Source organism: Serpentinimonas sp. SMBJO2 (assembly GCF_056341105.1).
Map to the genome: position 1 here is coordinate 1633642 of NZ_CP150628.1, position 25300 is coordinate 1658941.

Here is a 25300-nt window from a genome sequence, read left to right on the forward strand (position 1 = left end):
GGCGCTGCCGGCCTGCCCGCTGCCGCTTGGGCTGCAAGGGTTTCAACCATGCAAGGATAGCACGGCACCACTTGACGCTGGCTTACAGGCGGCCAGCGCCTGCGTCCCACCACGCGCGCACCCGCTGCAGGTCGGCCTCGGTGTCCACACCCGGCCCAGGCGCCTGGTCGGTGACATGCACCGCGATGCGCTCGCCGTACCAGAGCACGCGCAGCTGCTCCAGCGCCTCGCACTGCTCCAGCGGCGCGGCCGGCAACTGCGGGAAGCGGCGCAAGAACCCAGCCCGGTAGCCGTACAGGCCAATATGGCGCAGCGCTGCGGGCTGCGGCACCGGTGCGGCACCCGCTGCGCTGGACTGCCCGGGCAGGGGCGTGGCGGCAACAGGATCAGCGGGCAGCTCAGCGGCTGGTTCGGCAATCAGCTCGACAGGGCGGTCGCGCCAGTGGGGGATCGGGGCGCGGCTGAAGTACAGCGCCCGCCCTTGGGCGTCGAGCACCACTTTGACCACGTTCGGGGTCAGGAACTCGGCGGCGCTGTGCAAGGGGTGGGCAGCGGTGCTCATGACGCAGTCGGGGCGCTGTTGCAGCTGCTGCGCCACCGCCGCCAACAGTGCGGGGGCCATGAGCGGTTCGTCGCCTTGCAGATTGATGACCAAGGTTTCGTCGGGCCAGCCCAGCAGGGTGCAGGCTTCGGCCAGGCGGTCGCTGCCGCTGGCGTGGTCGGGGCGCGTCAGGATGGCATCGATGCCGTGCTGCTGGCAGGCTTGCACGATGCAGGGGTCGTCGGCCGCCACGGTGACCGAAAGCGCCCGGCTGGCCAGCGCCCGCTGCGCCACGCGCACCACCATCGGCGCGCCGCCGATGTCGGCCAGGGGCTTGCGCGGCAGCCGGGTCGAGCCGAGCCGGGCCGGGATCAGGACGTGAAAGGAGGTGGAATGCAAGGGGCTGCTGTGCAAGGGGCTGCTGTGCAAGGGGCTGCCCAAGGGGGGCGCATCAAAGCGCAGAGCTGGACGGGTCGGGCCGCGCCGCTTCTTCGGCGCTGATCGGACGCGCCTCGTTTTCCAGCATGATCGGGATGCCGTCGCGGATCGGGTAGGCCAGCCGGGCGCTGCGCGAGAGCAGCTCTTGCTGTTCGGGCCGGTAAACCAGCGGCCCTTTGGTGACCGGGCAGACCAAGAGTGAAAGCAGTTTGGCGTCCATGGCCGGGATGATACCCGCTTGCTGCGCGCCAGGGCGCAGGCGTTGGGGGATGGCCGCAAGAGCGAAAGCCGGCGGTGGCCGGCAGGAGCCAGGTTCAGGGCGAGGGCGAAGGTGCAGCAACCCGGCCCAAGGCCCGGTCCAGCGCCGCATAAAACCCCCGGTCTGGCTCTTGCTCCAACGCCACGGCCCAGACGCGGTGCGCCGGCGCGCCGGGCTGGCGCAGGGCGGCAAAGAGCTTGACCGCGTCTTTTTCGGTGCACAGCCAGTCCAGGTCGCTGGGATAGGGGGCGAGCGCCTGCAACAGGGTGGCGCAGTCGGCGTGGTCGGGCAGGGCCAGGGTGTGTTGCAGCGCCAGCCCGCGCTGGCGCAGCAGGGCAAAGAAGGCGTCGGGCTGGGCGATGCCGGCCAGCGCGGCGCAGCGCACGGCCGCCGGATCCGGGGCCGCCGCCTCCGCCGTACCTGGTTCGTCGTGGCTGTGCGCGGGCCCCTGCACCCAGTGCTGCAGCGCCAGCCGCCGGCCGTGGGCGTCGTAAGCCTGTTCGGCCAGCCGGCGCGTGGCGGCAAAGGCCGGGGCACCCGCAGCCAGCGCCGGGTCGGGGCGGGTGCCGGCTGGCAGCCCGGTTTGCAGCATCAGCAGCGGCCCACCGCCCCAGACCGGCGCCGGCCAGGGCTGGCGCAGCATCCCGGCCGGCAGCAGCCAGCCGTTGCCACAGCCGCGGGCGTCGAACACCAGCACGGTGAGGTCGCGCGCCAGCGCCCAGTGCTGCATGCCGTCGTCGCACAACAGCAGATTGACGCCGGGGTGCGCCGCCAGCAGCGCCCGCCCGGCGGCGGCGCGGTCGCGGCCCACGTACACCGGCACGCCCGTGGCCAGTGCGATCAGCAGTGGCTCGTCGCCGGTTTGGTCGGCGCGGCTGTCGGCGTGCACCGGCAGGCACTCCGTGCCGTGCCGGCCGTGGCCGCGTGAGAGCACGCCCGGCCGCCAGCCCTGGGCTTGCAGGTGCTGCACCAGGCCGATCAGCGTAGGGGTTTTGCCGCTGCCACCCACCACCACGTTGCCCACCACCAGCACCGGCACCGGCAGCCGGCTGGAGCGCTTGAGGCCGCTGAGATAGAGCGCGCTGCGCAGCGCCCAAGCGACGCGGGTGAGCAGCGAGAGCGGCCACAGCAGGCAGGCCAGTGCGCCGCGCCCGAGCCAGGCGCGCTGCAGCGCCTGCACCCAGGTGGCGCTGGCTGGGGGCGGAAAAGGGCGGTGGCGTTCAGCGCTCACGCGGCTGCTGGGTGGCAAAGGTGATGCGCTGCAAACCGGCGTTGCGCGCCGCCTCCATGGCGTTGATGACCGATTGGTGGGTGGCGGCCGCATCGGCATTGATCACCAGCGTGGGCTCGGTCTGGCCTTGGGCGGCCTGTTGCAGCGCCGCTGTGAGTGCCTGCACGCTGGGCGCAGCGAGCACTTGCCCGGCCACGGCATAGCGGCCGTCGGCGCCGATGGCGACCACGATCTCGTGCGCTTGCGTCTGCGCTGCCTCGGCGTCGGCTTCGGGCAGGCGCACCTGCAGCTGGGTGTAGCGGCTGAAGGTGGCGGTGAGCATGAGGAAAATCAGCACCACCAGCAACACGTCGATGAACGGGATCAGGTTGATCTCGGGCTCTTCCCGATCGCGGCGGCGGCTAAAGCGGATGGCCATGCTCAGCTCCAAGCCTCTCAGGGGCGGCGCAGCGTCAGCAGGTGCTGGGCAAAGCGCTCGGCGGCCACCTCCATCTGCAGCAGCCACGCTTCGTTGCGGGCGCGAAAGTAGCGCCAGAACATCAGCGCTGGAATGGCGATGATCAGGCCAAAGGCGGTGTTGTAGAGCGCGATCGAGATGCCGTGCGCGAGCTGCTCCGGATTTCCGCCACCCGGTGTGAGGCCGCCCGGCCCGGCCTGAGAGGCAAAAATCTCGATCATGCCCACCACCGTGCCCAGCAGGCCGATGAGCGGCGCGACGGACGCAATGGTGGCCAGCGCCCCGAGGTGTTTTTCCAGCTTGGCGGCGGCAAAACGCCCGGCGGCCTCGAGACTGGTGCGCAGCTCGGCTTCGGTGCTGGCGGGTTTTTGGTGCAACTGCTGCAAGCCGGCGGCGAGCAGCTCGCCCAACACCGAGTTTTGGGCCAGCTGTTGCACCACCTGGGGCGGGGGCACGGCCTTGAGCGAGACCGCAATCGCTTCATCGAGCAGTTTGGGGGGCGCCACGCGGGCCACCCGCAGGCTCAGAAAGCGCTCGACGATCAGCGCCAAACCCACCACCGAGCAGGCCATGAGGGGCCAGATCGGCCAGCCGGCGGCTTGTATGATCGTAAACAATGCGGGTCTCCTTGCGGCCGCGGCGCGGCGCTTGCAGGGCCCTGATTATCGCCCAGCGCCGTGCTGCGCAGCGTCCAGCGGGCCTGTGGATAAGTTTGTGGGTAACGATCTGGCTGATTTGCATTTGTCTGGCTTGGTTGCTGCGATATTTTTTTCAGGCCTCGCAAATTTTTTTAAAAGCTGTTTTGAATCAAAAGGTTGAAAAATGAATGCAAGGCGGGGCGAGAACCGAGTCGAGCTAAGTGGTGTGTGGCTCCCTTGTGGACAGTTTCAATTTTGGAGCGCGCATGGCCGCGGCTGATGGACTCTTTCAGAGGGGCGCTGAGGCGCCGCTGTGGGCCGTGGGCGAGCTGCTGGCAGCCCTGTCCGAGGCGCTGCAGGCGCAGTTCAATCCGGTGCGCGTGGTGGGCGAGGTTTCGGGCTATGTGCGCGCCGCCAGCGGCCACAGCTACTTCACCCTCAAGGACGAGCGCGGGCAGCTGCGCTGTGCGCTGTTCAAGCGCGCGGCGGCGGCGGCGGCGCTCGATTGGCGCGACGGCGTGCAAGTCGAGCTGCAAGGGCGCATCGACATCTACGGCGCCCGCGGCGAGCTGCAGCTGATCGTCGAGGCGGCCCGTCTGGCCGGGCAGGGCGGCCTGTTCGAGCAGTTCATGCGCCTGAAGTCCCAGTTGCAGGCCGAGGGCTGGTTTGACCCGGCGCGCAAGCGCCCGCTGCCCGCTTGGCCCACGCGCATCGGCGTCGTCACTTCGCCAGACGCAGCGGCCTTGCGCGACGTGATCACCACCCTGAGCCGGCGCGTGCCGCATCTGCCGGTGCGCCTGTATCCGGCGCGGGTGCAGGGCGAGGGGGCGCCGCAGGCCCTGTGCCAGGCGCTGCAGGCGGCGGCGGCGCAGTTCCAGGCCGGCTGTGGCTGCGAGCTGCTGCTGCTGGTGCGCGGCGGCGGTTCGCTGGAGGATCTGTGGGCCTTCAACGACCCGGCGCTGGTGCGCCAGATCGCCCAAATGCCCATGCCCGTGATCTGCGGCGTCGGGCACGAAACCGATTTCACCCTGGCCGATTTTGTCGCCGACCTGCGCGCTCCCACTCCCACCGCGGCCGCCGAGCTCTGCGCACCCGAGCGCAGCGCCCAGCTGCGCCACCTCGAGCGCTGTGCGCAGCGCCTGCAGCAAGGCGTGGCAGGGCAACTGGAGCAGCAGCGCCAGCGCTTGCGGCGCTGGCAGCAAGACTGGCTGAGCAGCGCCGCGCGCGACCTCGAGCGGCGCCATCTGCGCCTCGACCACCAGGCGGCGCGACTGCAGGCGCTGGACCCGCATGGCGTGTTGCAGCGCGGCTACGCCTTGCTCAGCGACGCCAGCGGGCGGCCGGTGCTGCGCTGCAGCGGCGTGCAGGTGGGGCAGGCGCTGCGCGCCCGCTTGGCCGACGGCCAGCTGGATTTGACCGTGTCTGCTGCGGGGAACTAGAGCCTCTGCCTACAATGCGTGGTGGCTGTGGCTGCGCGCCCAGGCGCACAGTTGCCGCTCGCGTACCGTTCACCAATCCCACCGGAGCCTTTGCCCATGCAACACACCCTGCCCCCGCTGCCCTATGCCCTTGACGCGCTGCAGCCGCATTACTCCCAGGAAACGCTCGAGTTTCACCACGGCAAGCACCACAACGCCTACGTCGTCAACCTCAACAACCTGCAAAAGGGCACCGAATTCGAGTCCATGACGCTCGAAGAGATCATCAAGAAATCCAGCGGCGGCATCTACAACAACGCGGCCCAGATCTGGAACCACACTTTTTTCTGGAACTGCATGTGCCCCGGTGGCGGGGGTGAGCCCAGCGGCGCGCTGGCTGCAGCCATCACGGCCAAATGGGGCAGCTACGCCGCTTTCCGCGAAGCCTTCGTCAAGAGCGCGGTCGGCAACTTCGGCTCGGGCTGGACCTGGCTGGTGAAAAAGCCCGACGGTTCGGTCGATATCGTCAACACCGGCGCCGCCGGCACGCCCTTGACCACGGCCGACACCGCGCTGCTCACCGTCGATGTGTGGGAGCACGCCTACTACATCGACTACCGCAACCTGCGGCAAAAGTTTGTCGAAACCTTCCTCGACCAGCTCGTCAACTGGCGCTTTGCGCAGGCCAATTTCGCCTGATTGCGGGCCGCGCTGGGCTGGCCCCTTCCAGCCTCAGAGGCCGGGAGGTTCAGTCGCTCAGCGCTGGCGCTGCTTCATGGCGCGCTCCACCTCGCGCTTGCCTTCGCGCTCTTTGAGCGTGTCGCGCTTGTCGTGCTCGGCCTTGCCCTTGGCCAGCGCGAGCTCGCATTTCACGCGCCCGTTTTTCCAGTGCAGGTTCAGCGGCACCAGGGTGTAGCCCTTTTGTTCCACCTTGCCGATCAGGCGCTGGATTTCGGTCTTGTGCATCAGCAGCTTGCGCGTGCGCGCGCTGTCTGCCGGCAAGTGGCTGCTGGTGCTGCGCAGGGGGCTGATGAGGCAGCCGATCAGGTACAGCTCGCCGTCGCGGATCACCACGTAGCCCTCGGTGAGCTGGGCCTTGCCGGCGCGCAGCGCCTTCACCTCCCAGCCTTGCAGCACCAAGCCGCACTCGTGGCGCTCCTCGAGGTGGTAGTTGAAGGCGGCTTTTTTGTTTTCCGCGATGCGGGCAGCAGTGGCGGCGGTGTTTTTGTTGGGGGTGGACATGGGGCGGGGGCAAGCGGGGCGGCCGGCGGCTCTACAATCCCGGCACGGCCTTGCATTGTATGAAAAGCATCCACAAGTCGGTTCTGCTCTGGCACAGCGCCCACGAAATGTTCGCGCTGGTCAGCGACGTGCCGCGCTACCCCGAATTTTTGCCCTGGTGCAGCGCCGGCGTGGTGCTGGAGCGCACCGCGCAGGGCATGGTGGCCTCCATCGGCATGTCGATGGCCGGCATGAAAAAGAGCTTCACCACGCGCAACACCCACGTCGAAGACCGACGCATCCAGCTCGAGCTCATCGACGGCCCGTTCTCACACCTCGACGGCATCTGGGAGTTCAAACCGGTGGGCGACGGCAGCCAGCGCGCCTGCCGCGTCGATTTCACCCTCAACTACGGCTTTGCCAGCAACACCTTGGCCACGCTGGTGGGGCCGGTGTTTGACAAGATCGCGGCCAATCTGGTCGATGCCTTCGTCAAGCGCGCCGATCAGGTCTATGGCGAATGACGCTTGAGATCACACTGCTGCACGCCTGCGCACCCTCAAAGGTGCAGGAGTGGCGCTTGCAGGTGCCTGCCGGCACCACCCTGGGGCAGGCGCTGCAACTGGCGTTTGGGCCGGCCGGGGCTTTGCGTGCCGCCGCGCCCGCCGGCACCGCCGAGGCCTGGCTGCAAGCCACGGCTGCGGGCGAGGTCGGGGTGTGGGGCCGCGTCGAGCCCGCTTCGACCCCCTTGCACGACGGCGACCGCATCGAGCGCTACCGGGCGCTGCGGGTGGACCCCAAAACGGCGCGGCGCGAGCGCTACCGCAAGCGCGCCCAACCCCAGGCGCGCTGAAGCCCAGCCCATCAAGGTCGGTTGGGTGCGGCTGCTGGCGCTGGTGCGGCTTGCGGGCTGCCGGCCACGGCTGGCGCCGCTGGGCAGTTGTCGCGCACGATCTGGCGCAGGCGCACGCTCTCGGCGCGGCGCATGGCCTCATCCATCGTCACGCGCTGGCCCTGCTCGTTGACCATGTACAGGGGCTGGCTGGCGGCGGCTTGCAAGGTCTCGAGCGAGGCGCGGGCCCGCTGGCAGTTGTCGGCCCGGATCTGGGCGTTGCGTTGCTCGACTTGCTGGCGCAGTTGCTCGTCGCTCAAGCGGCCTGTGCCTGCTGCGCCAGCCACGGGTGGGGCAGGGCGGGTGGGGGCAGCGGCTGGGGCGGTTGCGGGCGCGGCATTGAGCGCAAGGCTGGGCACCGGACCCGCTGGCGGCCGGCGCAGAATGCGCTGATCGGGCACCGTGGCCGGCGGCGGCGTGTCGCTGGCCACGCGGCGGCCGTTGTCATCGAGCCAGACCCAAGTCGGGCCGGCGGCCTGCACGGCGCTGGCCAGCAGCAGGCCGGTGGCCCAGGCCAGCAGCCCCAGGCGCGGCAACCGCAGCAGCCTGCAAATTTTTGCAATGTGGGTGTGGATCGAGGTGTGCATACCAAAAGCCCATGACGAAAGCGCAATATACCCGCACGTCGGCCCGCCTACAATAGCGCTTTTGGAGTTCACTCTATGCGCCTGCTTGGAAAAGCGCTCACCTTCGACGACGTGTTGCTGGTGCCAGCATACTCGCAAATCCTGCCCAAGGACACCTCGCTGGCCACGCGCCTGACACGCGACATCGCGCTCAACCTGCCGCTGGTCTCGGCCGCCATGGACACTGTCACCGAAGCCCGGTTGGCGATCGCGCTGGCGCAAGAGGGCGGCATCGGCATCGTGCACAAGAACCTGCCGCCGGCCGAGCAGGCCGCGCACGTGGCCAAGGTCAAGCGCTACGAGTCGGGCGTGCTGCGCGACCCGGTGGTCATCACCCCCGAGACCACGGTCTATCAGGTGCTGCAGTTGTCCGAAGAACTGGGCATTTCCGGCTTTCCGGTGCTCGACGGTGGCAAGGTGGTGGGCATCGTCACCGGGCGCGACCTGCGCTTCGAGACCCGCACCGAACTGCCGGTGCGCGAGATCATGACGCCGCGCGAGCGCCTCATCACCGTGCCCGACGGCACCACGCCCGAGCAGGCCAAGGCGCTGCTCAACAAACACAAGCTCGAGCGCCTGCTGGTGGTCAACGAGGCCTTCGAGCTCAAGGGCCTGATCACCGTCAAGGACATCCGCAAGCAGCTCAACTTCCCCAACGCCGCGCGCGACGCCGCCGGGCACTTGCGCGTCGGCGCTGCGGTGGGCGTGGGCGCGGGCACCGAGGAGCGGGTCGAAGCGCTGGTGCGCGCCGGGGTCGACGCCATCGTGGTCGATACCGCGCACGGCCACAGCAGGGGCGTGCTCGAGCGCGTGCGCTGGGTCAAGCAAAACTACCCGCAGGTGCAAGTCATCGGCGGCAACATTGCCACCGGTGCGGCCGCGCGCGCGCTGGTCGAGGCCGGGGCCGACGGCGTCAAGGTCGGCATCGGGCCGGGCTCGATCTGCACCACGCGCATCGTCGCCGGCGTCGGGGTGCCGCAGATCACCGCCATCGACAACGTGGCCACGGCGCTGGCCGGCACCGGCGTGCCGCTGATCGCCGACGGTGGCGTGCGCTACAGCGGCGACATCGCCAAAGCCATTGCCGCCGGCGCCAGCAGCGTGATGATGGGCGGCATGTTCGCCGGCACCGAAGAAGCGCCGGGCGAAGTGATCCTGTTCCAGGGCCGCAGCTACAAGAGCTACCGCGGCATGGGCTCGATCGGGGCCATGCAGCAGGGCAGCGCCGACCGCTACTTCCAGGAATCGGGCAGCGGCAACCCCAACGCCGACAAGCTCGTGCCCGAAGGCATCGAAGGCCGCGTGCCTTACAAGGGCTCGGTGGTGGCGATCCTGTTCCAAATGGCCGGCGGTCTGCGCGCCGCCATGGGCTACTGCGGCTGCGCCAGCATCGCCGACTTGCACGCCCAAGCCGAATTCGTCGAGATCACCACCGCCGGCGTGCGCGAAAGCCACGTCCACGACGTGCAGATCACCAAGGAAGCGCCCAATTACCGCGCCGATTGATGGCGCTGCAGCGCCGGCGCCAAAGCCAAAGACTGGCATCGAGCTGCCGCCCTTGCAGGGGCAGGGATAATCCCCGTTTATGCCACACCACAAAATCCTCATCCTCGATTTCGGCTCCCAAGTCACGCAACTGATCGCGCGCCGGGTGCGCGAAGCGCACGTGTACTGCGAAGTGCACCCCTGCGACGTGAGCAGTGAGTGGCTGCGCCAGTACGCCGCCGACGGCAGCCTCAAGGGCATCATCCTCTCGGGCAGCCACGCCAGCGTCTATGAGGTCGACGACAAGGCACCCGACGCGGTCTTCGAGCTCGGGCTGCCGGTGCTGGGCATCTGCTATGGCATGCAGACCATGGCGCAGCAGCTCGGGGGCAAGGTCGAAGCCGGCCGCACGCGCGAGTTCGGCTACGCCGAGGTGCGCGCGCGCGGCCACAGCGCCTTGTTGCGCGACCTGGCCGACTTTCACACCCCCGAAGGCCACGGCATGCTCAAGGTCTGGATGAGCCACGGCGACAAGGTCACGGCGCTGCCGCCGGGCTTTGCGCTCATGGCCAGCACCGAGGCCTGCCCGATTGCCGGCATGTGCGACGAGGCGCGGCGCCTCTACGGCCTGCAGTTTCACCCCGAAGTCACGCACACGGTGCAGGGCCGCGCCGTGCTCGAGCGCTTCGTTCTGGACATCTGCGGCGCCCGGCCAGACTGGGTGATGCGCGACCACATCGACGAAGCAGTGCAAAAAATCCGCGCCCTGGTGGGCGACGAAGAGGTGATACTGGGCCTGTCGGGCGGCGTCGATTCGTCGGTGGCCGCCGCCCTCATCCACCGTGCCATCGGCGCGCAGCTCACCTGTGTGTTCGTGGACCACGGCCTGCTGCGCCTGCACGAGGGCGACGCCGTGATGGCGATGTTCGTCGGCCAGCTGCACGCCAAGGTGATCCGGGTCGATGCCGCCGATCTGTTTTTGGCGCGGCTCGCAGGTGTCAGCGAGCCCGAGCAAAAACGCAAGATCATCGGCGGCCTGTTTGTCGAGGTGTTCAAGGCCGAAGCCGCCAAGATCATTTCAAGTGGCGCTTCAACCAAAGGCGCCAAGTGGTTGGCACAAGGCACTATTTACCCAGACGTGATCGAATCCGGCGGCGCCAGGAGCAAGAAGGCCGTGGCCATCAAGAGCCACCACAACGTCGGTGGCCTGCCCGAGCAACTGGGTCTGAAGCTGCTCGAGCCGCTGCGCGACCTGTTCAAGGACGAAGTGCGCGAGCTCGGCGTGGCGCTCGGCTTGCCGCCCGAGATGGTGCAACGCCACCCCTTTCCCGGCCCTGGGCTGGGGGTGCGCATCTTGGGCGAGGTCAAAAAAGACTACGCCGACTTGCTGCGCCGCGCCGACGCGATTTTTATCGAGGAACTGCGCTCCACCCTTGAGCCGCACAGCGGCAAAAGCTGGTACGAGCTCACCAGTCAGGCCTTTGCCGTGTTTTTGCCGGTCAAGAGCGTGGGCGTGATGGGCGACGGCCGCACCTACGATTACGTGGTGGCGCTGCGCGCGGTGCAGACCAGCGACTTCATGACCGCCGACTGGGCCGAGCTGCCCTACAGCCTGCTCAAGCGCGTCTCGGGGCGCATCATCAACGAAGTGCGTGGCATCAACCGCGTCACCTACGACATCAGCAGCAAACCGCCGGCGACGATCGAGTGGGAGTGAGGCACAAATCACCTCAATCCTTAGACTTGCGCAGCCCTCAGATCGACAACAAGCACACAGGAGCAGGTTGAATGTCTCAGAAACCAACCTCTCACGCATCCGAAGCGCGGGCGGGCGGGCGGCACCGCTACGGCTGGCCCGCGCGCCTGCTGCGTCGGCTGATGTTCGTTGACCTGCCGATCCGGCGCAAGTTCTTGCTGCTTGGCGTGGGCACCCTGTTCTGGTTTTGCGTGCTGGCGCTGGGCGGCGTGGCGGCGCTGTCTGCTTTGCAGTACCAGCACCACCAGCAAGCGCAACGCCTGCAACCGCTGCAGTTGGTGAACTTGCAAGTGCTGCAAGAGCTGTCGGCATTGGAGCGCGAGCTGATTCAGGTGCAACATCCCGACGGCAGCCTCAACCTGGACACGGTGCAACAAATGCGTCAGCGCGTGCAGACGATACGCCAGGCGCAGGCCGATTTGAACCGGCGCTTTGTGGCTTCGCAGCGCGAAGGCACGGTATTCGAAAGCCTGTTGCGCACCTTGGCCGACGAGCAATTGCTGGGTGCGCGCGGCATACAAGCCTCAGGGGCCGAAGTCGAGCGCATCGACCAGGCCTTGGCGCAGTTGCTGCTGCTGCATGGCGGTGCCAACGCCTTGGCCGACGGCAGCTTGGCGGCTGCGCGCCAGGACTTGCAGACGCGCCTGAACAACGCCTGGGTGCTGACGGACGAAAGCCGGGCGCAGATCGAGCAGGAGGCGCAGCGCGTCAGCGCTGGCATGGACGCCGTCATCCGCCATTCGGTGCACGCGCTGCTGGCGGCGCTGTTGTTGGCCTGTGTGCTGCTGCTGACCTTCGTCTATTGGATCATTGCCGCCTTTCACCACCCCATCACTTCGGTGATACGGCAAATCGATTCCTTGAGCACGGGCGAAATCGAGCTGGCGAAAAAGGTGCAGGTGCAGTCGAGGGACGAAATCGGCGTGCTGTCCGACAAGTTCAACCGACTGGTCGAGCGCGTTTACGGCATGACGGTGTACAAACGGGTGATCGAAGAAGACGCCACGCTGGAAGACGTGTACCGGCGCCTGGGCCTGGTGCTGGAGAGTGAAGTCGGCGTTCAGGCCTACACCTTGTACGAAGTCCACGCCACGCGCGCTGAAATGGCGCGCGTTTACCCGCCGCTGGTGGGCGACGCGCGCATGCACTGCGACGCAGCCATCCTGTCCGATTGCAGCCAATGCCGCGCCGTCAAGACCGGGCACAAGGTGTCGTCGTTCGAGTTCCAGGGCGTGTGCCGGCGTTTTGAAAGCGAGCCGGGAATGGGGCATATTTGCCTGCCCATGCTTGCCGGCGGGCAAACCATAGGTGTGATGCAACTGCTCTTTCCCGCTGCCGCCGACGGCGCAGCCCAAGACGCGCACATGGCGCAAAAGGTGTTCAGCGCCGGCACCTACCTAGAGCAATCGACCTCGGTCATCGAGGCCAAGCGCCTGATGCAAACCCTGCGCGAATCGGCCATGGTGGACCCGCTCACCGGTTTGTACAACCGCCGTTTTTTGCAGGATCACAGCCAGCAACTCATCAGCGGCGTGCTGCGGCGCAAGAGCCAGATCGGCCTGCTGTTGTGCGATCTCGATTATTTCAAGCAGGTCAACGATGGTTATGGGCACGATGTCGGCGACTTGCTGCTCAAACAGACCGCGCAAGTCTTGCGTTCTGCTGTACGCGATGCCGACGTGGTGATCCGCTTTGGCGGCGAGGAGTTTCTGATCCTCCTGCTGGACGTGCAAGCCGGGGAAGCGCTGCGGGTGGCCGAGAAAGTCCGCCAGTCGGTGGAGCAAATGAAGCTCAACGTCAACGGCGAAACGCTGCGCAAGACGATCTCGGTCGGGGTGAGCGAGTTTCCCGGCGACACCGACGGCTTCTGGCAGGCGATCAAGTACGCCGACGTGGCCTTGTACCAGGCCAAGGATCAAGGCCGCAACCGCGTGCTGCGCTTTGCCCCCGAGATGTGGCAGCAGGGCGAGTTCTGAAGTTTGCTCGGGGCTGAGAAGCGGGGACGCAGCCTCTGAGGCCGCAGCATCTTTCGGCGTATCGAGCGCCTGACTCAGGTTTTTCCAGACAAAAAATACTTACACTCGAGCCCCATGGCGCAACACCCTCCACTCGACCCCCATGCCCCGGCCATGAGCCTGGGCGCGCGGGCCGCCTTTGTGCTGCTGCCGCTGCTGGCGTTCCTGGCTGTGCTCTGGACGGCGGCGACGCAGCCGCTGCCGCTGGACATTCACATCGACTGGATCCCGGCGCTGGGCGTGCACCTGGACTTTCACATCGACGGCCTGACGCTGCTGATGCTGCTGCTCATCACCGGCATCGGGGTGGCGGTGTTCGTCTATGCCGGCGGCTATCTGGCCGGGCACCCGCAGCAAAACCGGCTCTACATTTTGCTGACGCTGTTCATGGTCGCCATGATCGGCACCGTGATGGCCGACAACCTGATCGTGCTGTTCCTGTTCTGGGAGGCGACCAGTCTGCTCTCGTTCCTGCTGGTCGGCTTCAACCACGAAGACCCAAAGAGCCGCAAGTCGGCGCAGCAGGCACTGGTGGTCACGGGCAGCGGTGGGCTGGCGCTGCTGGCCGGTGCCATCCTGCTCGGGCAGATCATGGGCACCTACTCGATCCAGGAGATCATCGCCCAGCTGCCCTACACCGAGCACACGCCGTTGCTCACAGCCGCGCTGCTGCTCATCATCCTGGGCGCCTTCACCAAGAGCGCGCAGTTTCCGTTTCACTTCTGGTTGCCAGGGGCCATGGCGGCACCCACACCGGTGTCGGCCTACCTGCACTCGGCCACCATGGTCAAGCTCGGCGTGTATCTGCTGGCGCGGCTGGACCCGGGCTTTGGCGGCTGGGAGCTGTGGCAGTGGACGCTGCAGATTTTTGGCTCCGTCACCGCCGCCTGGGCCATGCTGCTGGCGCTGCGCGAGCGAGACATGAAACGCATCCTGGCCTGGTCGACTGTGGCCACGCTGGGTACGCTGGTGATGCTGGTGGGCATGGACGGCTACGGTGCCACGATCGCGGTGAGCGCCTTGCTGCTCGGGCACGCGCTGTACAAGGCGCCGCTGTTCTTCGTCGCCGGCAACGTCGACCACGGCACCGGCACGCGCATCATCGACCGCCTGGGCAACTTGCGCCACGCCATGCCGCTGACGGCCCTGGCCGCGGCGCTGGCGGGCTTGTCCATGGCCGGCATTCCGCTGTCGTTTGGTTACGTGGTCAAGGACGTGGTCGGCGCGGCCGACGCGCTCGGGCCTCTGAGCGAGTTCGTCAAGGTGGCCAACACCATTTTTGCCTCGGTGGCGGTGGCGGTGGCGGCGGTGGCGGCGGTGCGCGTGTTCTGGCGCCATCCGGGCCACAACCTGACGCCGCCTGACGCGCACGAAGGCGGCCTGGCGCTGGTTGGCCCGCCGCTGGTGCTGGCCAGCATAGGCATTGCGCTCGGTTTGGCACCCTTCATGGCCGACACCCTCATGGCCCTGGCCGCCGAAGCCATGACGCCGCGCGCCGAAGCGGTGGCGGTGCACTTTGCGCTCGACTTCAGCCTCGGCAGCCTGCTGTCGCTGGCGCTCACCCTGGGCATAGGCACGGTAGTGTTCGTCTACTGGGACCCGCTGCACCGGCGCTTCGACCGCCTGCTGGCGTGCTTCGACAGCGTCAGCACACCGGCGCAGTACGAGCGTTTCATCAACGGCATCCCCAAAGTGTCGGCGCGCACCACGCGGCTGCTGCAACACGGCGACCTGAGTGGTTACAGCCTGCTGCTGCTGGGCTTTGTGAGTGCCGTGCTGGCGGCCATTTTGCTGGCCGGCTGGAACCAATGGGACTGGCCGGCCTGGGTCAACCCCAGCCTTGGTTTTGTGCTCGCCTGCCTGACCATAGGCGCTGGTGCGGTGTTGGCCCTGTTCCAGCGCGACCGCCTGGTGTTGCTGCTGTGCTCGGGCCTGGTGGGCTTTGGCAGCGCCTTGTTTTTCCTCTACACCGGCGCGCCCGACGTGGCCTACACCCAGTTCGTGGTCGAGACGGTGTTTGTGATCGTGCTGGCTTCCATCTTGCTCAAACTCAAGCGCGAAGGCCGTGGCCAAGGCTTGGAGCGCGCGCACAGCAACCGCTGGGCCTTGCCTTTGGCCTTGCTCTTCGGGCTGGTGGTCACGCTGCTGATGCTGGTGTCGCTCAGCGGCGTGTTCAACAGCCAGCTTACCGACTTCTTTGCCGTCACCAGCGTGCCGGAAGCGTTTGGGCGCAACGTCGTCAACGTGGTGCTGGTGGATTTCCGCGCCATCGACACCCTGGGTGAAATTGCGGTGGTGATGTTGTCCTTCCTGGCGGCCATATCCTTGCTGCAGGCGGTGCGCAGCCAGGGCGCGCGCCAGCGCGCCCAAACTCAAACAGGGGGTCAGGCATGAACCGCCGCGTCGTCATTCTGGAGGCGATTGCGCGCCCGCTCTACGTCACCATTTTGCTGGCTTCGCTCTGGGTGCTGCTGCGCGGCCACAACGAACCCGGCGGCGGCTTCATTGGCGGCCTGCTGGCGGTCACCGCCTCCATTTTGTGGGCCGTGGCCTACGGTTCCGACGCCGCAGCGCGCAAGCTCCCTTTTGGCTCGCCCCTGCGCCTGACTGCTATCGGCTTGGGCATAGGCATTTTGTCTGGCATCCCGGCCTTGCTGGTGGGCGACCCGTTCCTGACCCACATCTGGGGCAGCATCCCCCTGGGTTTTACCGACCTCAAGGTTTCGACCGTGATCATCTTCGACCTGGGCGTTTACCTGACCGTGTGGGGTGCCTTGGCGGGTTACACCGTCGCTTTGCTGGGTGCCGGCGAAGCGCCAGACGCCGATTCGGCTGCCGCAGCCTACGACGGAAAGGGCAGGCCATGATCTGGCTGATTGCCATCACGGTGGGCATCACGGTTTGCGCTGGCGTGTATCTGGCTTTTTCGCGCGACGTGTTTCGCTGCGTCATTGGCCTGGGGCTGCTGGGCAGCGCCATCAACCTGCTGTTTCTGGCCGCCGGGCGCTTGACCACCATGGAGCCGGCGGTGATTCCGCTGGGCGAGACCGTATTGCGCGACGCCTCCAACCCCTTGCCGCAGGCGCTGGTGCTGACCGCGATCGTGATCGGCTTTGCCCTCATCTGCTACTCCCTGACCCTGATGCTGCGCTTGATCCAGGCCACCGAAACCGACGACACCCAAGACTTGCGCATGGCCGAACCGCACCCGACCGACCCTGTCAAACCGCCCTACAACGGCGCTGCGCACGAGCCGGCCCTGCCTGAGGCGAGCGCGCCGGAGGCGGCCCGATGAGCGCCTGGTTGGCTGCCAGCCCGGTGCTCGTCCCCATGGCCACGGTGGTGGCGACGGCACTGGCGCAAAAAAACCCACGGGCGCAGTCGCTGCTGAGCCTGCTGGGCATTTTGCTCTTGCTTGCCAGCGCCTTGGCCTTGCTGGGCGCGGCGCACCAGGGCGCGGGCCTGCGCACCGTGTTTGGCGACTGGGGTGCGCCCTATGGCATCGAGTTTTACATCGACCGCACCAGCGCCGCCATGCTGCTCATCACGGCGGTCATGGGCCTGGCGGCGCTGGTGTTCCTGAACAGCGACGCCGACACCCAGCCCCGCCACCCGATGCTGCTGCCGCTCATGCACGGCTTGCTGCTCGGGGTGGCCGGTTCGTTTGCCACTGCCGACATTTTCAACCTGTATGTTTGGCTCGAAGTCGGTCTGGTGTGCGCGCTCGGCCTGCTGGCCATAGGCGGGCGCCTGGACCAGCTCGACGGCGCTTTCAAGTACTTTGTGCTCAACATCATCGGCACCCTGCTCTTGCTGGCGGCGGTGGGGCTGCTCTACGGCATGACCGGGCATTTGAATTACGACGCGCTGGCGCACGCCGCCACCCAGCTCAACCCCTGGATGCTGGGCCTGGTGGTGAGTGTGTTGCTGCTGGCGCTGCTGATCAAGGCCGGGGCCTTTCCGCTCTACGCCTGGCTGCCTGCGGCCTACCACACCTTGCCCGCGCCGGTGCTGGGGCTGTTTGCCGGCACCCTTACCATGCTTGGGGTGTACGCGGTGTTGCGCGTGGGCGGCAACATCTTTGCCACCTCGCCTAGCTGGGTGTACGAGGGCTTGGGCTGGATTGCCGCCGCCAGTATGCTCATCGGCGTGCTGGGCGCGGCCTACCACTGGGACATGCGGCGCATCCTGGCCTTCCACACCGTGAGCCAGGTGGGTTACATACTGCTCGCGATCGCGCTGGCCAGCCAGGCCGGCAACGCGGCGGCGCTGTTCTACACCGTGCACCATTTCATCGTCAAGGCCAACTTGTTCCTGATCGCGGCCATGATCTGGCGCCTGACCGGCAACTACGACTTGCGCAAGATCGGTGGCCTGTACAAGACCCACCCCTGGCTGGGCGTTCTGTTCCTGCTCATCGCCATGGCGTTGGTGGGCATACCGCCGCTGTCGGGTTTCTGGGCCAAGCTGCTGGTGCTGCAGGAAGCGCTGGCGCAAGGGCGCTATTTCTGGACCTTCATTGCGCTGCTGGTGAGCGTGCTCACGCTGTACTCGATGGTCAAGATCTGGATGGAGGCGTTCTGGAAGCCGCACCCCGACAAGCACTGGCAGCCGCCCGCGCAGACGCGGCTCTGGCCTGCCTGGGCCGCGACGCTGGGCCTGGCGGCGCTGACGCTGACGATTTCCCTCAACCCGCAGCCGCTGATCGAGTACGTGCAGGCGGCGGCCCTGAGCATGGGAGCGCGCTGACATGCCCAAACCCGTCGTAGCGCTGGTGCTGTTGCTGCGCTTTCTCAAGGCCGTGATTCTGTCCGGCATCCAGACCGTGCAGGTGATCGTGCGCTCCAGCACCGGCGCGCGCAGGCCGCCGCCTGCCGCTTACCTGCGCGTGCATTTCGCGCCCATGAGCCCGATGGGCGCCGCCCTGCTGGGCTGCATGATCACGCTCACACCGGGCACCACCACGATCGACATCGACATGGAAAACCGCATTATCCTGATGCATGTGCTCGATGCCTCCAACACCGATGCCATCGTGCAGGGCATACGGGACCGTTTCGAATCCAGCCTGGTGCGGCTGTTCGGGGAGCTGCGGGCATGATGATCGTTTGGGCCACCACGGCGCTGGTGCTGTGCGTACTCATCGCCATGGCGCTGATGACGTGGCGCATCGTGCAAGGGCCGACGCACGCCGACCGCATCGTGGCGCTCGATATTTTCCTGGCCGCGGCTGTGGCGCTGTGCGTGGCGGCCTCCATCTACACCGAGCGCACCGTGTACCTGGACGTGGGCATAGGGCTGGCGCTGGCCGGTTTCGTGACCACGGTCGGCTGGGCCTTGCTGCTCGACAAGGGGGCCGAACCATGATCGACACCGGAACGGTCTTGCATCTGCTGGCGGCGCTCTTTCTGCTTGCGGGCGGGGTGTTGCTGGTCATCGCCGCCTGGGGCGTGGTGGCGCTGCCCGACGCGCTGGCGCGCCAGCACGCCGCCACCAAGGCCGGCACCTTTGCCTTGTCCATGGTGCTGGTGGGCGCGATCCTTTTTGCCACCAGTTGGGACTGGACTTGGCGTGCGCTGCTGCTATTGGGCTTTCTGTTTGCCACGCTGCCGGTGGCCTCGCACATGCTGGCGCGGGCGGCGGTGCGCGAATCGCGCCTGATTGCCGACGTGGAGCAGGTGCGGCTGATCGGCGACGACCCGGCGGCGGGCCACAAGCCGGGCTCCGGCACTTGAGGTGACGCGCGCTGTGCTCAGTGGGGCGGGGCAGCGTGAGGCGGTGGCAGCGTGGGGCGGTGCCAGCTGGCCGCTGCCTTGCTCGATGCCGCCGGGGGCTCAACCGGCCGGCGCAGCGCAGCCGATCTCGGGCAGGTTGTAGAAGCGCCGGATGCCCTCCCACGCGGCCTCGGGCGTGTCCACGGTTTGGAACAGCTCCAGATCGGCGGGACTGATCACCCCTTCTTCGACCAACACCTCGAGCCGCAGCAGGCGCTGCCAGTAGTCGCTGCCAAAGAGGAAGATCGGCAGCGGTTTGGCCTTGTGGCACTGCACCAAGGTGAGCACTTCAAACAACTCGTCCAGGGTGCCGAACCCGCCCGGAAACGCCACCAGTGCCTTGGCGCGCATCAAAAAATGCATTTTGCGCAGCGCAAAATAGTGGAATTTGAAGTTCAGCTCGGGGCTGACGTAGGGGTTGGACAGCTGCTCGTGCGGCAGCGTGATGTTGAGCCCGAGATTCAGCGCCCCCGCCTCGTGCGCGCCGCGGTTGGCCGCCTCCATGATGCCGGGGCCGCCGCCGGTGACGATGTAGAGCCGATCTTGTGCTGGGCAGTGCAGGCTGTATTCGGCCACCAAGCGGGCAAAGCGGCGCGCCTGCTCGTAATAACGGGCGTTGCGCTGCAGGGTTTGGGCGGCGGCAATGGCTTGGGCATCACCGCTGGCCTGCGCCTGCTCAAGCGCCTCGGCCGCTGCTTCGGCGGAGCGAAAGCGCGCGCTGCCAAACACCACCACGGTGTGCTCGATGCCCAGCGCCTGCATTTCCAGCTCGGGCTTGAGCAGCTCGAGCTGCATGCGGATGCCGCGCGACTCGCGGCGCAGCAGAAACTCCGGGTCGGCGAAAGCCAGCCGGTGCGCGTCGGGGTGCAGCTCGACGCCGTCGGCGGCTTGGGCCTGCAGTTCGGCCCAAGCGTGCGCCAACCGGTTGACGCGCAAGTCTTGGGGGTTGCCCATCCGCCTTTTAGACGCGGCGGCGGTATTCGCCGGTGCGGGTGTCGATCTCGATGCGGTCGCCTTGTTCCACGAACAGCGGCACCGAAACCTCAAAACCGGTGGCGATCTTGGCCGGCTTGAGCACCTTGCCCGAGGTGTCGCCCTTGACGGCGGGCTCGGTCCAAGTGATCTCGCGCTCGACGCTGGTGGGCAGTTCGACCGAAATCGCTTTGCCGTCGTAGAACACCACTTCGACCGTCATGCCGTCGGCCAAGTAGTTGAGGGCGTCGCCCATGTTGGCGGCCTCGACTTCGTACTGGTTGTAGTCGGCGTCCATGCAGACGTACATCGGGTCGGCAAAGTAGGAGTAGGTGCACTCTTTTTTGTCGAGGATGACGTTGTCGATCTTGTCGTCGGCCTTGAACACGACTTCGGTGCCCATGTTGTTGAGCAGCGCCTTGAGCTTCATGCGCACCGTGGCGGCGCCACGGCCACCGCGGGCGTATTCGGTTTTAAGGACGATCATCGGGTCTTTGCCGTGCATGATGACGTTGCCGGCGCGGATTTCTTGGGCGAATTTCATGATGGGTGCGCAAATGCAGGGGTGCAAAAGTAAAACGTCGCATTCTACCTTTTCCCGTTTGCAAAGCGCAGCAGCTGGCCCAACAAGTCGCCTTGCTGGCTCAGGCGCTGACGCGCTTGCAGGGTGCAGTGGCGCCAACGTTGCAGGCGTTGTTCTGTTAGGGGCGCAAGCTCAGAAGTCGCCGCTTCTATCCCATTCCATGCCCGGTGCATTTGGCGCAGGCAGGGCGGGGCCTCGAGCCAATCCAGAAAGGCTTCAAGCTTGGCGTGGTGCGCGCCGTCGTCTTGCGGGTAGAGCTGCCAGACCAGCGGCTGGCCGGCCCAGAGCGCGCTCACCAAGGAGTCTTCGCCGCGCACGAGGTTGAGGCTGCTGCTGCGCAGCAGGGCGTCGAACTCGGTTTGCGCCAGCAGCGGCAGCCGTTCCACCGTGGCGCTGGCGGGCAGTGCCGCTTGCGCGCGCTGCCACGCCGCTTGGCTGCGCCCGGCGCAGACGCGCCAGTGCGCTTGCGCCAGCGCCGGCTGGGCGAGCAACGGGCTCAGGGCTGCAGGCTCGTAGCAAAACAGGGTGATGTGGGGGGGGCCGGGGGTGGGGGGCGCCTGGGTGTGCGGCTGGGTGTGGCTGGCCTCCAAAACGGGGGCGGCGCCTGAAGCCGGTGTGGGTGCCGGTGCGGCTGTGGCTGCGGCGGCTGGTGTCGCTGGCGCCTCTGGGTCAGGCGTTTGATCTGGCCCCAGCAGCCCGCCGCTGCCGGGCGTGAAGCCGGGGTAATAAAACCACTTGACGCGCCCGGCCAGTGGCCCGCTGAGCAGCGGCGAGGGCAGGCCGTGGCAGCGCTCGACCCAGGGTTCGGCGCTCAGGTACTCGAGGTTGATCCAGACCTGGCCGGCACGGCCTTCGGGTTGCAGCGCCTGCACCCAGTGCGGCGCGATGTGGCAGCCGAAGGCTTCGATCAGCACGTCGCTGGGTTCCATGCTGGGCGGCGCGGCCTCGGGCTGCAGGCGCGGCCAGTGGTGCACGCTCAGCTGCGCCAATGCGCCCCGCCCTTGGTGCAGGGGCGGGGCGCTGGGGCTGGCTTGGCTGGGGCCGGATCCAGGGCTGGGACCTTGCAGCGCGCCAGGGTGGGCCATCCAGGCCAGCGCCGAGGCGTCGTCCACCCACAGCCGCACGCGCTGGCCGTGCGCCACCAGTTGCCGCGCCAAGCGCCAGCACACGCCCAAGTCGCCCCAGTTGTCGATCACGTGACAAAAAATATCCCAGAGCCGGGGGGAAGCGGGTGCAGGTGCAGGTGCAGGTGCAGGTGCGGCGGCGGGGTTCATGGCACGCGATTGTCGCTGGCCCTGCGCGCGGCCAGGTGCCACAATCGGCAACCATGACCGAGGACGCGCCCGCCCCCTTTCCCGAATCGCTGCTGCACGCCGTGGCCACCCTGCCGGGCCTGCCGGGGGTGTACCGTTTTTTTGACGCCGCCGATGCGCTGCTCTACGTGGGCAAGGCGCGGCACCTGAAGAAGCGCGTGTCGAGCTACTTCAGCCGCCGCCACGATGGCACACGCATCGGTCACATGGTGGGCCAGATCGCGCGCCTCGAGAGCACCGTGGTGCGCTCCGAGGCCGAGGCGCTGCTGCTCGAGAACAACCTGATCAAGACCAGCCAGCCGCGCTACAACATCTTGTTCCGCGACGACAAGAGCTACCCCTACCTGCGCCTGGGCAGCGGCGTGGGGCGCAAGGCGGGCACGGTGGCGCCAGCCGCACCGGCAGCCGCACCGGCAGCCGCGCCACCACCGCTCGCAGCGGCGCAGCCGCAGGCCTTCCCGCGCCTGTCGTACTACCGCGGCGCCGTGGACGGGCGCGGCCAGTACTTTGGCCCCTACCCAAACGGCTGGGCGGTGAAGCAGACCATCGAGTTGCTGCAAAAGGTGTTCAGGCTGCGCACCTGCGAAGACACGGTGTTCCTGCACCGCAGCCGCCCCTGTCTGCTGTACCAGATCCGGCGCTGCAGCGGCCCGTGCGTGGGGCTGGTGAGCGCGGCCGACTACGCGCGCGACGCGCACGACGCCGCCGCCTTTCTGCGCGGCCAAACCGACACCCTGCTGACCGCGCTGGAGCAACGCATGCAAGCGCATGCCGAACAACTGGCGTTTGAGCAGGCGGCCCAGGTGCGCGACCAGATCGGCAGCCTGGCGCACCTGCTGCAGCAGCAGGCGATGGAGAACGTGCGCGACCAGGAAGCCGATATTCTGGCCGTGAAAGTGCAGGGCGGGCGCGCTTGCGTCAACCTGGCGATGGTGCGCGGCGGCCGCCATCTGGGCGACCGGCCTTTTTTTCCGTCGCAGGTGGCCGACGGGGCGCTGCTGGCCAGCGTCGAGGAGGGCGCAGATGCAGAGTCGGCAGCAGACCCCGCCCTAGAGACGATGACCGATGCGCCGGCACCGGATGCCGCCGCCACCCCGCCGCCCAGCCTGGAGACCCGGGTGCTGGAGGCCTTCATCGCCCAGCATTACAGCGCCTACCCGCCGCCGCCGCTGCTGGTGCTGGGGGCGCCCGTGAGCACGCACCTGCTCGATTTGCTCGGCCAGGCCAGCGCACACAAGGTGCATGCGGTGTGGCAGCCGCGCGAGCAGCGGCGCGCCTGGCTCGAGATGGCGCAGCAAAACGCGGCGTTGCAGCTGGCGCGCTTGTTGTCCGAGGAGGGCTCGCAGCAGGCGCGCACGCGCGCGCTGGCGCAGGTGCTCGATCTGCCCGACGAGGCGCTGGAGCGCTTGCGCATCGAGTGCTTCGACGTCTCGCACAGCGCGGGCGAGGCCACCATGGCCGCGTGCGTGGTGTTCGAGGGCCACAGGATGCAGAGCGCCGAGCACCGGCGCTACGCGATCGAGGGCATTGCGCCCGGTGACGATTACGCCGCCATGCGCCAGGTGCTGCTGCGCCGCTACGGCAAGCTGGCCGCAGCGCAGGCGCCCGAGGCCGCCGCTGGCCCACGCTGGCCCGATGTGGTGCTGATCGACGGCGGTGCCGGGCAGGTGGCCGTGGCGCGCCAGGTGTTCGAGCAGCTCGGGGCCGATGTGGGCCGCATCGTCGGTGTGGCAAAGGGCGCCGGGCGCAAGGTCGGGCTCGAGGAACTGGTGTTTGCCGATGGCCGCGACCCAATCGCCCTCGGGGCCGATTCGGCCGCGCTGATGCTGGTGGCGCAAATCCGCGACGAGGCGCACCGCTTTGCCCTCACCGGCATGCGCGCCCAGCGCACGCGCACCCGCACCGGCAGCAGCCAGCTCGAAGACATCCCCGGCGTCGGCCCCAAGCGGCGCGCGCGGCTGCTGCAGCGTTTTGGCGGTTTGCGTGGGGTGGCGGCGGCGAGCGTGGCCGATCTGGCTGGCGTCGAGGGCATTTCGACCGAGCTGGCGCAGCAAATCTACAAGGCTTTGCGCTGAGCGACGCGCCCGAATCCGGGCAAACCCTCGCATAATCGGGCCCATGTTTTTCAACCTGCCGACATCGCTCACTTGGGCGCGCATCGTCTCCATTCCCCTGATCGTGGCCGTGTTCTACTGGCCCGGGCTGGAGCAGAGCACGCAAAATCTGGTTGGCACGGTGCTGTTTGTGCTGTTTGCGCTCACCGACTGGGCCGACGGCTACCTGGCGCGCAAGCTGAATCAGACCTCGGCCTTCGGCGCCTTTCTGGACCCGGTGGCCGACAAGATCCTGGTCTGCGCCTGCCTGCTGGTGCTGGTACACCTCGACCGCGCCGACGTGTTCGTGGCGCTGATCATCATCGGCCGCGAGATCGCCATTTCGGCGCTGCGCGAGTGGATGGCGCTCATCGGCGCCACCCGCAGCGTGGCGGTGCACGCCCTGGGCAAGCTCAAAACCGCGGTGCAGATGGTGGCGATCCCGTTCCTGCTCTACGACGCCACGCTCTTTGGTCTGATCGACACCCGGGTCTGGGGCGCGGTGTTGCTGTGGATTTCGGCCATTCTCACGGTCTGGTCGATGGTTTACTACCTGATCAAAGCGCTGCCCGAAATCCGCGCCAAGTCGCGCTGACACAGCGCCCATATCGCGCAGCAGCGCTCACCCATGCTCGGCCGCTCGCCCCAGACGCCCCACGACGCTTGGTTGCGCGCCATGCCGTGGGTGTTCGTGCTGATCTGGAGCACCGGCTTCATCGTGGCGCGCTATGGCATGCCACACGCCCCGCCCATGACCTTTCTGGCCTGGCGCTATGCCTTGTCGATCGCCCTGTTTCTGCTCTGGGTCTGGTGGGCGCGGGTGGCGTGGCCGCGCAGCCGCTCGCAGTGGGGGCACCTGGCGGTGCTGGGGCTGCTGATGCACGCCGGCTACCTTGGCGGCGTGTGGGCGGCTGTCAAGGCCGGCATGGGCGCGGGCCTGGTGGCGCTGCTGGTGGGGCTGCAGCCGGTGCTCACCGCCATCTGGTTGTCGGCCTTTGCCGCCTCGGCCGGCCTGGCCGTGACGCGGCGCCAGTGGCTCGGGTTGCTGCTGGGCCTGGCTGGGTTGGTGCTGGTGTTGTGGCATCAGTTCGTGCCCTCAGATGCGGGGGCGGCCGTGGGCGCAACCACGGGCCAGATCGGCGCCACCTGGTTCAACGTCGGCCTGGCCGTCTTCGCGCTGCTGAGCATCACCGCCGGCACCCTGTACCAGAAGCGCCACGTGCAGCCCTGCGACGTGCGCAGCGCCAACACGGTGCAGCTGCTGGCGGCGTTTGCCGTCACGCTGCCGCTGGCGCTGCTCGAGCCCGGCGGCATGAACTGGAACGCCGAGCTGGCCGGTGCGCTGGCGTGGTCGGTGCTGGCGCTCACGCTCGGGGCCAGCTCGCTGCTCTATCTGCTGATCCAGCGCGGCGCAGCGGCCTCGGTGGCCAGCCTGATGTACCTGGTGCCGCCGTGCACCGTCGTGCTCGCCTGGCTGCTGTTCGACGAGCCCATCACCGCCCTGACCGTGACCGGTGTGGCGCTGACCGCGCTCGGCGTCGGCCTGGTGGTGCGCAGCCCCCCAACCGCCAAAGCCTGATACTTGCCC

Annotated in this window: 27 protein-coding genes; 17 read left to right on the forward strand and 10 right to left on the reverse strand. The window is 67.5% G+C overall.

All coding sequences use genetic code 11. The features are described from left to right. Positions 1-82: 82 nt before the first annotated feature. From kdsB to AAAZ40_RS07580, 5 genes are all read right to left on the reverse strand, one after another. Positions 83-940: a 3-deoxy-manno-octulosonate cytidylyltransferase gene (gene kdsB, locus AAAZ40_RS07560; protein ID WP_476659795.1), complete on the reverse strand. Its 858-nt coding sequence runs from the start codon at positions 938-940 to the stop codon at positions 83-85. Between the two features lie 52 nt (positions 941-992). After that, complete coding sequence (locus AAAZ40_RS07565) at positions 993-1199, reverse strand: Trm112 family protein (RefSeq protein ID WP_476659796.1); 207 nt, start codon at positions 1197-1199, stop codon at positions 993-995. A 94-nt stretch (positions 1200-1293) separates the two neighbouring features. Then, positions 1294-2469 (reverse strand): tetraacyldisaccharide 4'-kinase, encoded by a 1176-nt coding sequence (gene lpxK, locus AAAZ40_RS07570; protein WP_476659797.1) that lies wholly within the window; start codon positions 2467-2469, stop codon positions 1294-1296. Continuing rightward, complete coding sequence (locus AAAZ40_RS07575) at positions 2459-2881, reverse strand: ExbD/TolR family protein (RefSeq protein WP_476661712.1); 423 nt, start codon at positions 2879-2881, stop codon at positions 2459-2461. The genes lpxK and AAAZ40_RS07575 overlap by 11 nt, the downstream gene beginning before the upstream one ends. 23 nt (positions 2882-2904) lie before the next feature. Beyond that, positions 2905-3543, reverse strand: a complete 639-nt coding sequence (locus tag AAAZ40_RS07580) for a MotA/TolQ/ExbB proton channel family protein (RefSeq protein ID WP_476659798.1) — start codon at positions 3541-3543, stop codon at positions 2905-2907. 287 nt (positions 3544-3830) lie between these two features. On the opposite strand from AAAZ40_RS07580, the gene xseA reads away from it, so the two are divergent. Both xseA and AAAZ40_RS07590 read left to right on the forward strand, forming a co-directional pair. Then, entirely contained in the window at positions 3831-5003 is a 1173-nt protein-coding gene (gene xseA, locus AAAZ40_RS07585; protein WP_476659799.1) for an exodeoxyribonuclease VII large subunit, read from the forward strand. 96 nt (positions 5004-5099) lie between these two features. After that, the gene (locus tag AAAZ40_RS07590) at positions 5100-5681 is read left to right on the forward strand and encodes a superoxide dismutase (protein ID WP_476659800.1); all 582 of its coding nucleotides are present in this window, start codon (positions 5100-5102) and stop codon (positions 5679-5681) included. A 57-nt stretch (positions 5682-5738) separates the two neighbouring features. Here AAAZ40_RS07590 and smpB read toward each other — a convergent pair whose 3' ends face one another. Continuing rightward, the gene (gene smpB / locus AAAZ40_RS07595) at positions 5739-6224 is read right to left on the reverse strand and encodes an SsrA-binding protein SmpB (RefSeq protein ID WP_476659801.1); all 486 of its coding nucleotides are present in this window, start codon (positions 6222-6224) and stop codon (positions 5739-5741) included. A 59-nt stretch (positions 6225-6283) separates the two neighbouring features. Between smpB and AAAZ40_RS07600 the strand changes: the two genes are divergently transcribed. Continuing rightward, positions 6284-6727, forward strand: coding sequence for a type II toxin-antitoxin system RatA family toxin (locus AAAZ40_RS07600; RefSeq protein ID WP_476659802.1), 444 nt, complete (start codon positions 6284-6286; stop codon positions 6725-6727). Beyond that, positions 6724-7056, forward strand: coding sequence for an RnfH family protein (locus AAAZ40_RS07605; protein WP_476659803.1), 333 nt, complete (start codon positions 6724-6726; stop codon positions 7054-7056). Before AAAZ40_RS07600 ends, AAAZ40_RS07605 begins: the two co-directional genes overlap by 4 nt. 11 nt (positions 7057-7067) lie before the next feature. Here AAAZ40_RS07605 and AAAZ40_RS07610 read toward each other — a convergent pair whose 3' ends face one another. Then, complete coding sequence (locus AAAZ40_RS07610; protein ID WP_476659804.1) at positions 7068-7682, reverse strand: DUF4124 domain-containing protein; 615 nt, start codon at positions 7680-7682, stop codon at positions 7068-7070. A gap of 75 nt (positions 7683-7757) precedes the next feature. On the opposite strand from AAAZ40_RS07610, the gene guaB reads away from it, so the two are divergent. The 10 genes from guaB (at position 7758) to AAAZ40_RS07660 (ending at position 18712) form a co-directional block, all read left to right on the forward strand. Then, on the forward strand, positions 7758-9227 hold the full coding sequence (gene guaB / locus AAAZ40_RS07615) for an IMP dehydrogenase (RefSeq protein WP_476659805.1): 1470 nt from the start codon (positions 7758-7760) through the stop codon (positions 9225-9227). A gap of 79 nt (positions 9228-9306) precedes the next feature. Then, entirely contained in the window at positions 9307-10923 is a 1617-nt protein-coding gene (guaA, locus tag AAAZ40_RS07620) for a glutamine-hydrolyzing GMP synthase (RefSeq protein WP_476659806.1), read from the forward strand. A 71-nt stretch (positions 10924-10994) separates the two neighbouring features. Further along, positions 10995-12938, forward strand: coding sequence for a diguanylate cyclase (locus AAAZ40_RS07625; RefSeq protein ID WP_476659807.1), 1944 nt, complete (start codon positions 10995-10997; stop codon positions 12936-12938). Positions 12939-13052: 114 nt separating this feature from the next. Then, positions 13053-15371 (forward strand): hydrogen gas-evolving membrane-bound hydrogenase subunit E, encoded by a 2319-nt coding sequence (mbhE, locus tag AAAZ40_RS07630; RefSeq protein ID WP_476659808.1) that lies wholly within the window; start codon positions 13053-13055, stop codon positions 15369-15371. Beyond that, positions 15368-15844 carry an MnhB domain-containing protein gene (locus AAAZ40_RS07635; protein ID WP_476659809.1) on the forward strand — a complete coding sequence of 159 codons (477 nt, stop codon included), beginning with the start codon at positions 15368-15370 and terminating at the stop codon, positions 15842-15844. Before mbhE ends, AAAZ40_RS07635 begins: the two co-directional genes overlap by 4 nt. Continuing rightward, complete coding sequence (locus tag AAAZ40_RS07640) at positions 15841-16272, forward strand: sodium:proton antiporter (RefSeq protein ID WP_476659810.1); 432 nt, start codon at positions 15841-15843, stop codon at positions 16270-16272. Before AAAZ40_RS07635 ends, AAAZ40_RS07640 begins: the two co-directional genes overlap by 4 nt. Continuing rightward, on the forward strand, positions 16269-17726 hold the full coding sequence (locus AAAZ40_RS07645) for a complex I subunit 5 family protein (RefSeq protein WP_476659811.1): 1458 nt from the start codon (positions 16269-16271) through the stop codon (positions 17724-17726). Before AAAZ40_RS07640 ends, AAAZ40_RS07645 begins: the two co-directional genes overlap by 4 nt. A 1-nt stretch (position 17727) precedes the next feature. Further along, the gene (locus tag AAAZ40_RS07650; RefSeq protein WP_476659812.1) at positions 17728-18078 is read left to right on the forward strand and encodes a Na+/H+ antiporter subunit E; all 351 of its coding nucleotides are present in this window, start codon (positions 17728-17730) and stop codon (positions 18076-18078) included. Further along, positions 18075-18344 carry an MrpF/PhaF family protein gene (locus AAAZ40_RS07655; protein WP_476659813.1) on the forward strand — a complete coding sequence of 90 codons (270 nt, stop codon included), beginning with the start codon at positions 18075-18077 and terminating at the stop codon, positions 18342-18344. Before AAAZ40_RS07650 ends, AAAZ40_RS07655 begins: the two co-directional genes overlap by 4 nt. Next, positions 18341-18712, forward strand: a complete 372-nt coding sequence (locus AAAZ40_RS07660) for a cation:proton antiporter (protein WP_476659814.1) — start codon at positions 18341-18343, stop codon at positions 18710-18712. Before AAAZ40_RS07655 ends, AAAZ40_RS07660 begins: the two co-directional genes overlap by 4 nt. Before the next feature lie 99 nt (positions 18713-18811). Here AAAZ40_RS07660 and AAAZ40_RS07665 read toward each other — a convergent pair whose 3' ends face one another. From AAAZ40_RS07665 to earP, 3 genes are read right to left on the reverse strand one after another with little or no spacing between them, the layout of a single operon-like run. Beyond that, positions 18812-19705, reverse strand: coding sequence for an LOG family protein (locus AAAZ40_RS07665; protein ID WP_476659815.1), 894 nt, complete (start codon positions 19703-19705; stop codon positions 18812-18814). 7 nt (positions 19706-19712) lie between these two features. After that, positions 19713-20267: an elongation factor P gene (gene efp, locus AAAZ40_RS07670; RefSeq protein WP_045535370.1), complete on the reverse strand. Its 555-nt coding sequence runs from the start codon at positions 20265-20267 to the stop codon at positions 19713-19715. 44 nt (positions 20268-20311) lie between these two features. Next, positions 20312-21580 (reverse strand): elongation factor P maturation arginine rhamnosyltransferase EarP, encoded by a 1269-nt coding sequence (earP, locus tag AAAZ40_RS07675; RefSeq protein ID WP_476659816.1) that lies wholly within the window; start codon positions 21578-21580, stop codon positions 20312-20314. 53 nt (positions 21581-21633) lie between these two features. On the opposite strand from earP, the gene AAAZ40_RS07680 reads away from it, so the two are divergent. From AAAZ40_RS07680 to AAAZ40_RS07690, 3 genes are read left to right on the forward strand one after another with little or no spacing between them, the layout of a single operon-like run. After that, the gene (locus AAAZ40_RS07680) at positions 21634-23694 is read left to right on the forward strand and encodes an excinuclease ABC subunit UvrC (RefSeq protein ID WP_476659817.1); all 2061 of its coding nucleotides are present in this window, start codon (positions 21634-21636) and stop codon (positions 23692-23694) included. 43 nt (positions 23695-23737) lie between these two features. Next, complete coding sequence (pgsA, locus tag AAAZ40_RS07685; RefSeq protein ID WP_476659818.1) at positions 23738-24307, forward strand: CDP-diacylglycerol--glycerol-3-phosphate 3-phosphatidyltransferase; 570 nt, start codon at positions 23738-23740, stop codon at positions 24305-24307. A 33-nt stretch (positions 24308-24340) separates the two neighbouring features. Next, positions 24341-25291 carry a DMT family transporter gene (locus AAAZ40_RS07690; RefSeq protein ID WP_476659819.1) on the forward strand — a complete coding sequence of 317 codons (951 nt, stop codon included), beginning with the start codon at positions 24341-24343 and terminating at the stop codon, positions 25289-25291. Positions 25292-25300: the final 9 nt, after the last annotated feature.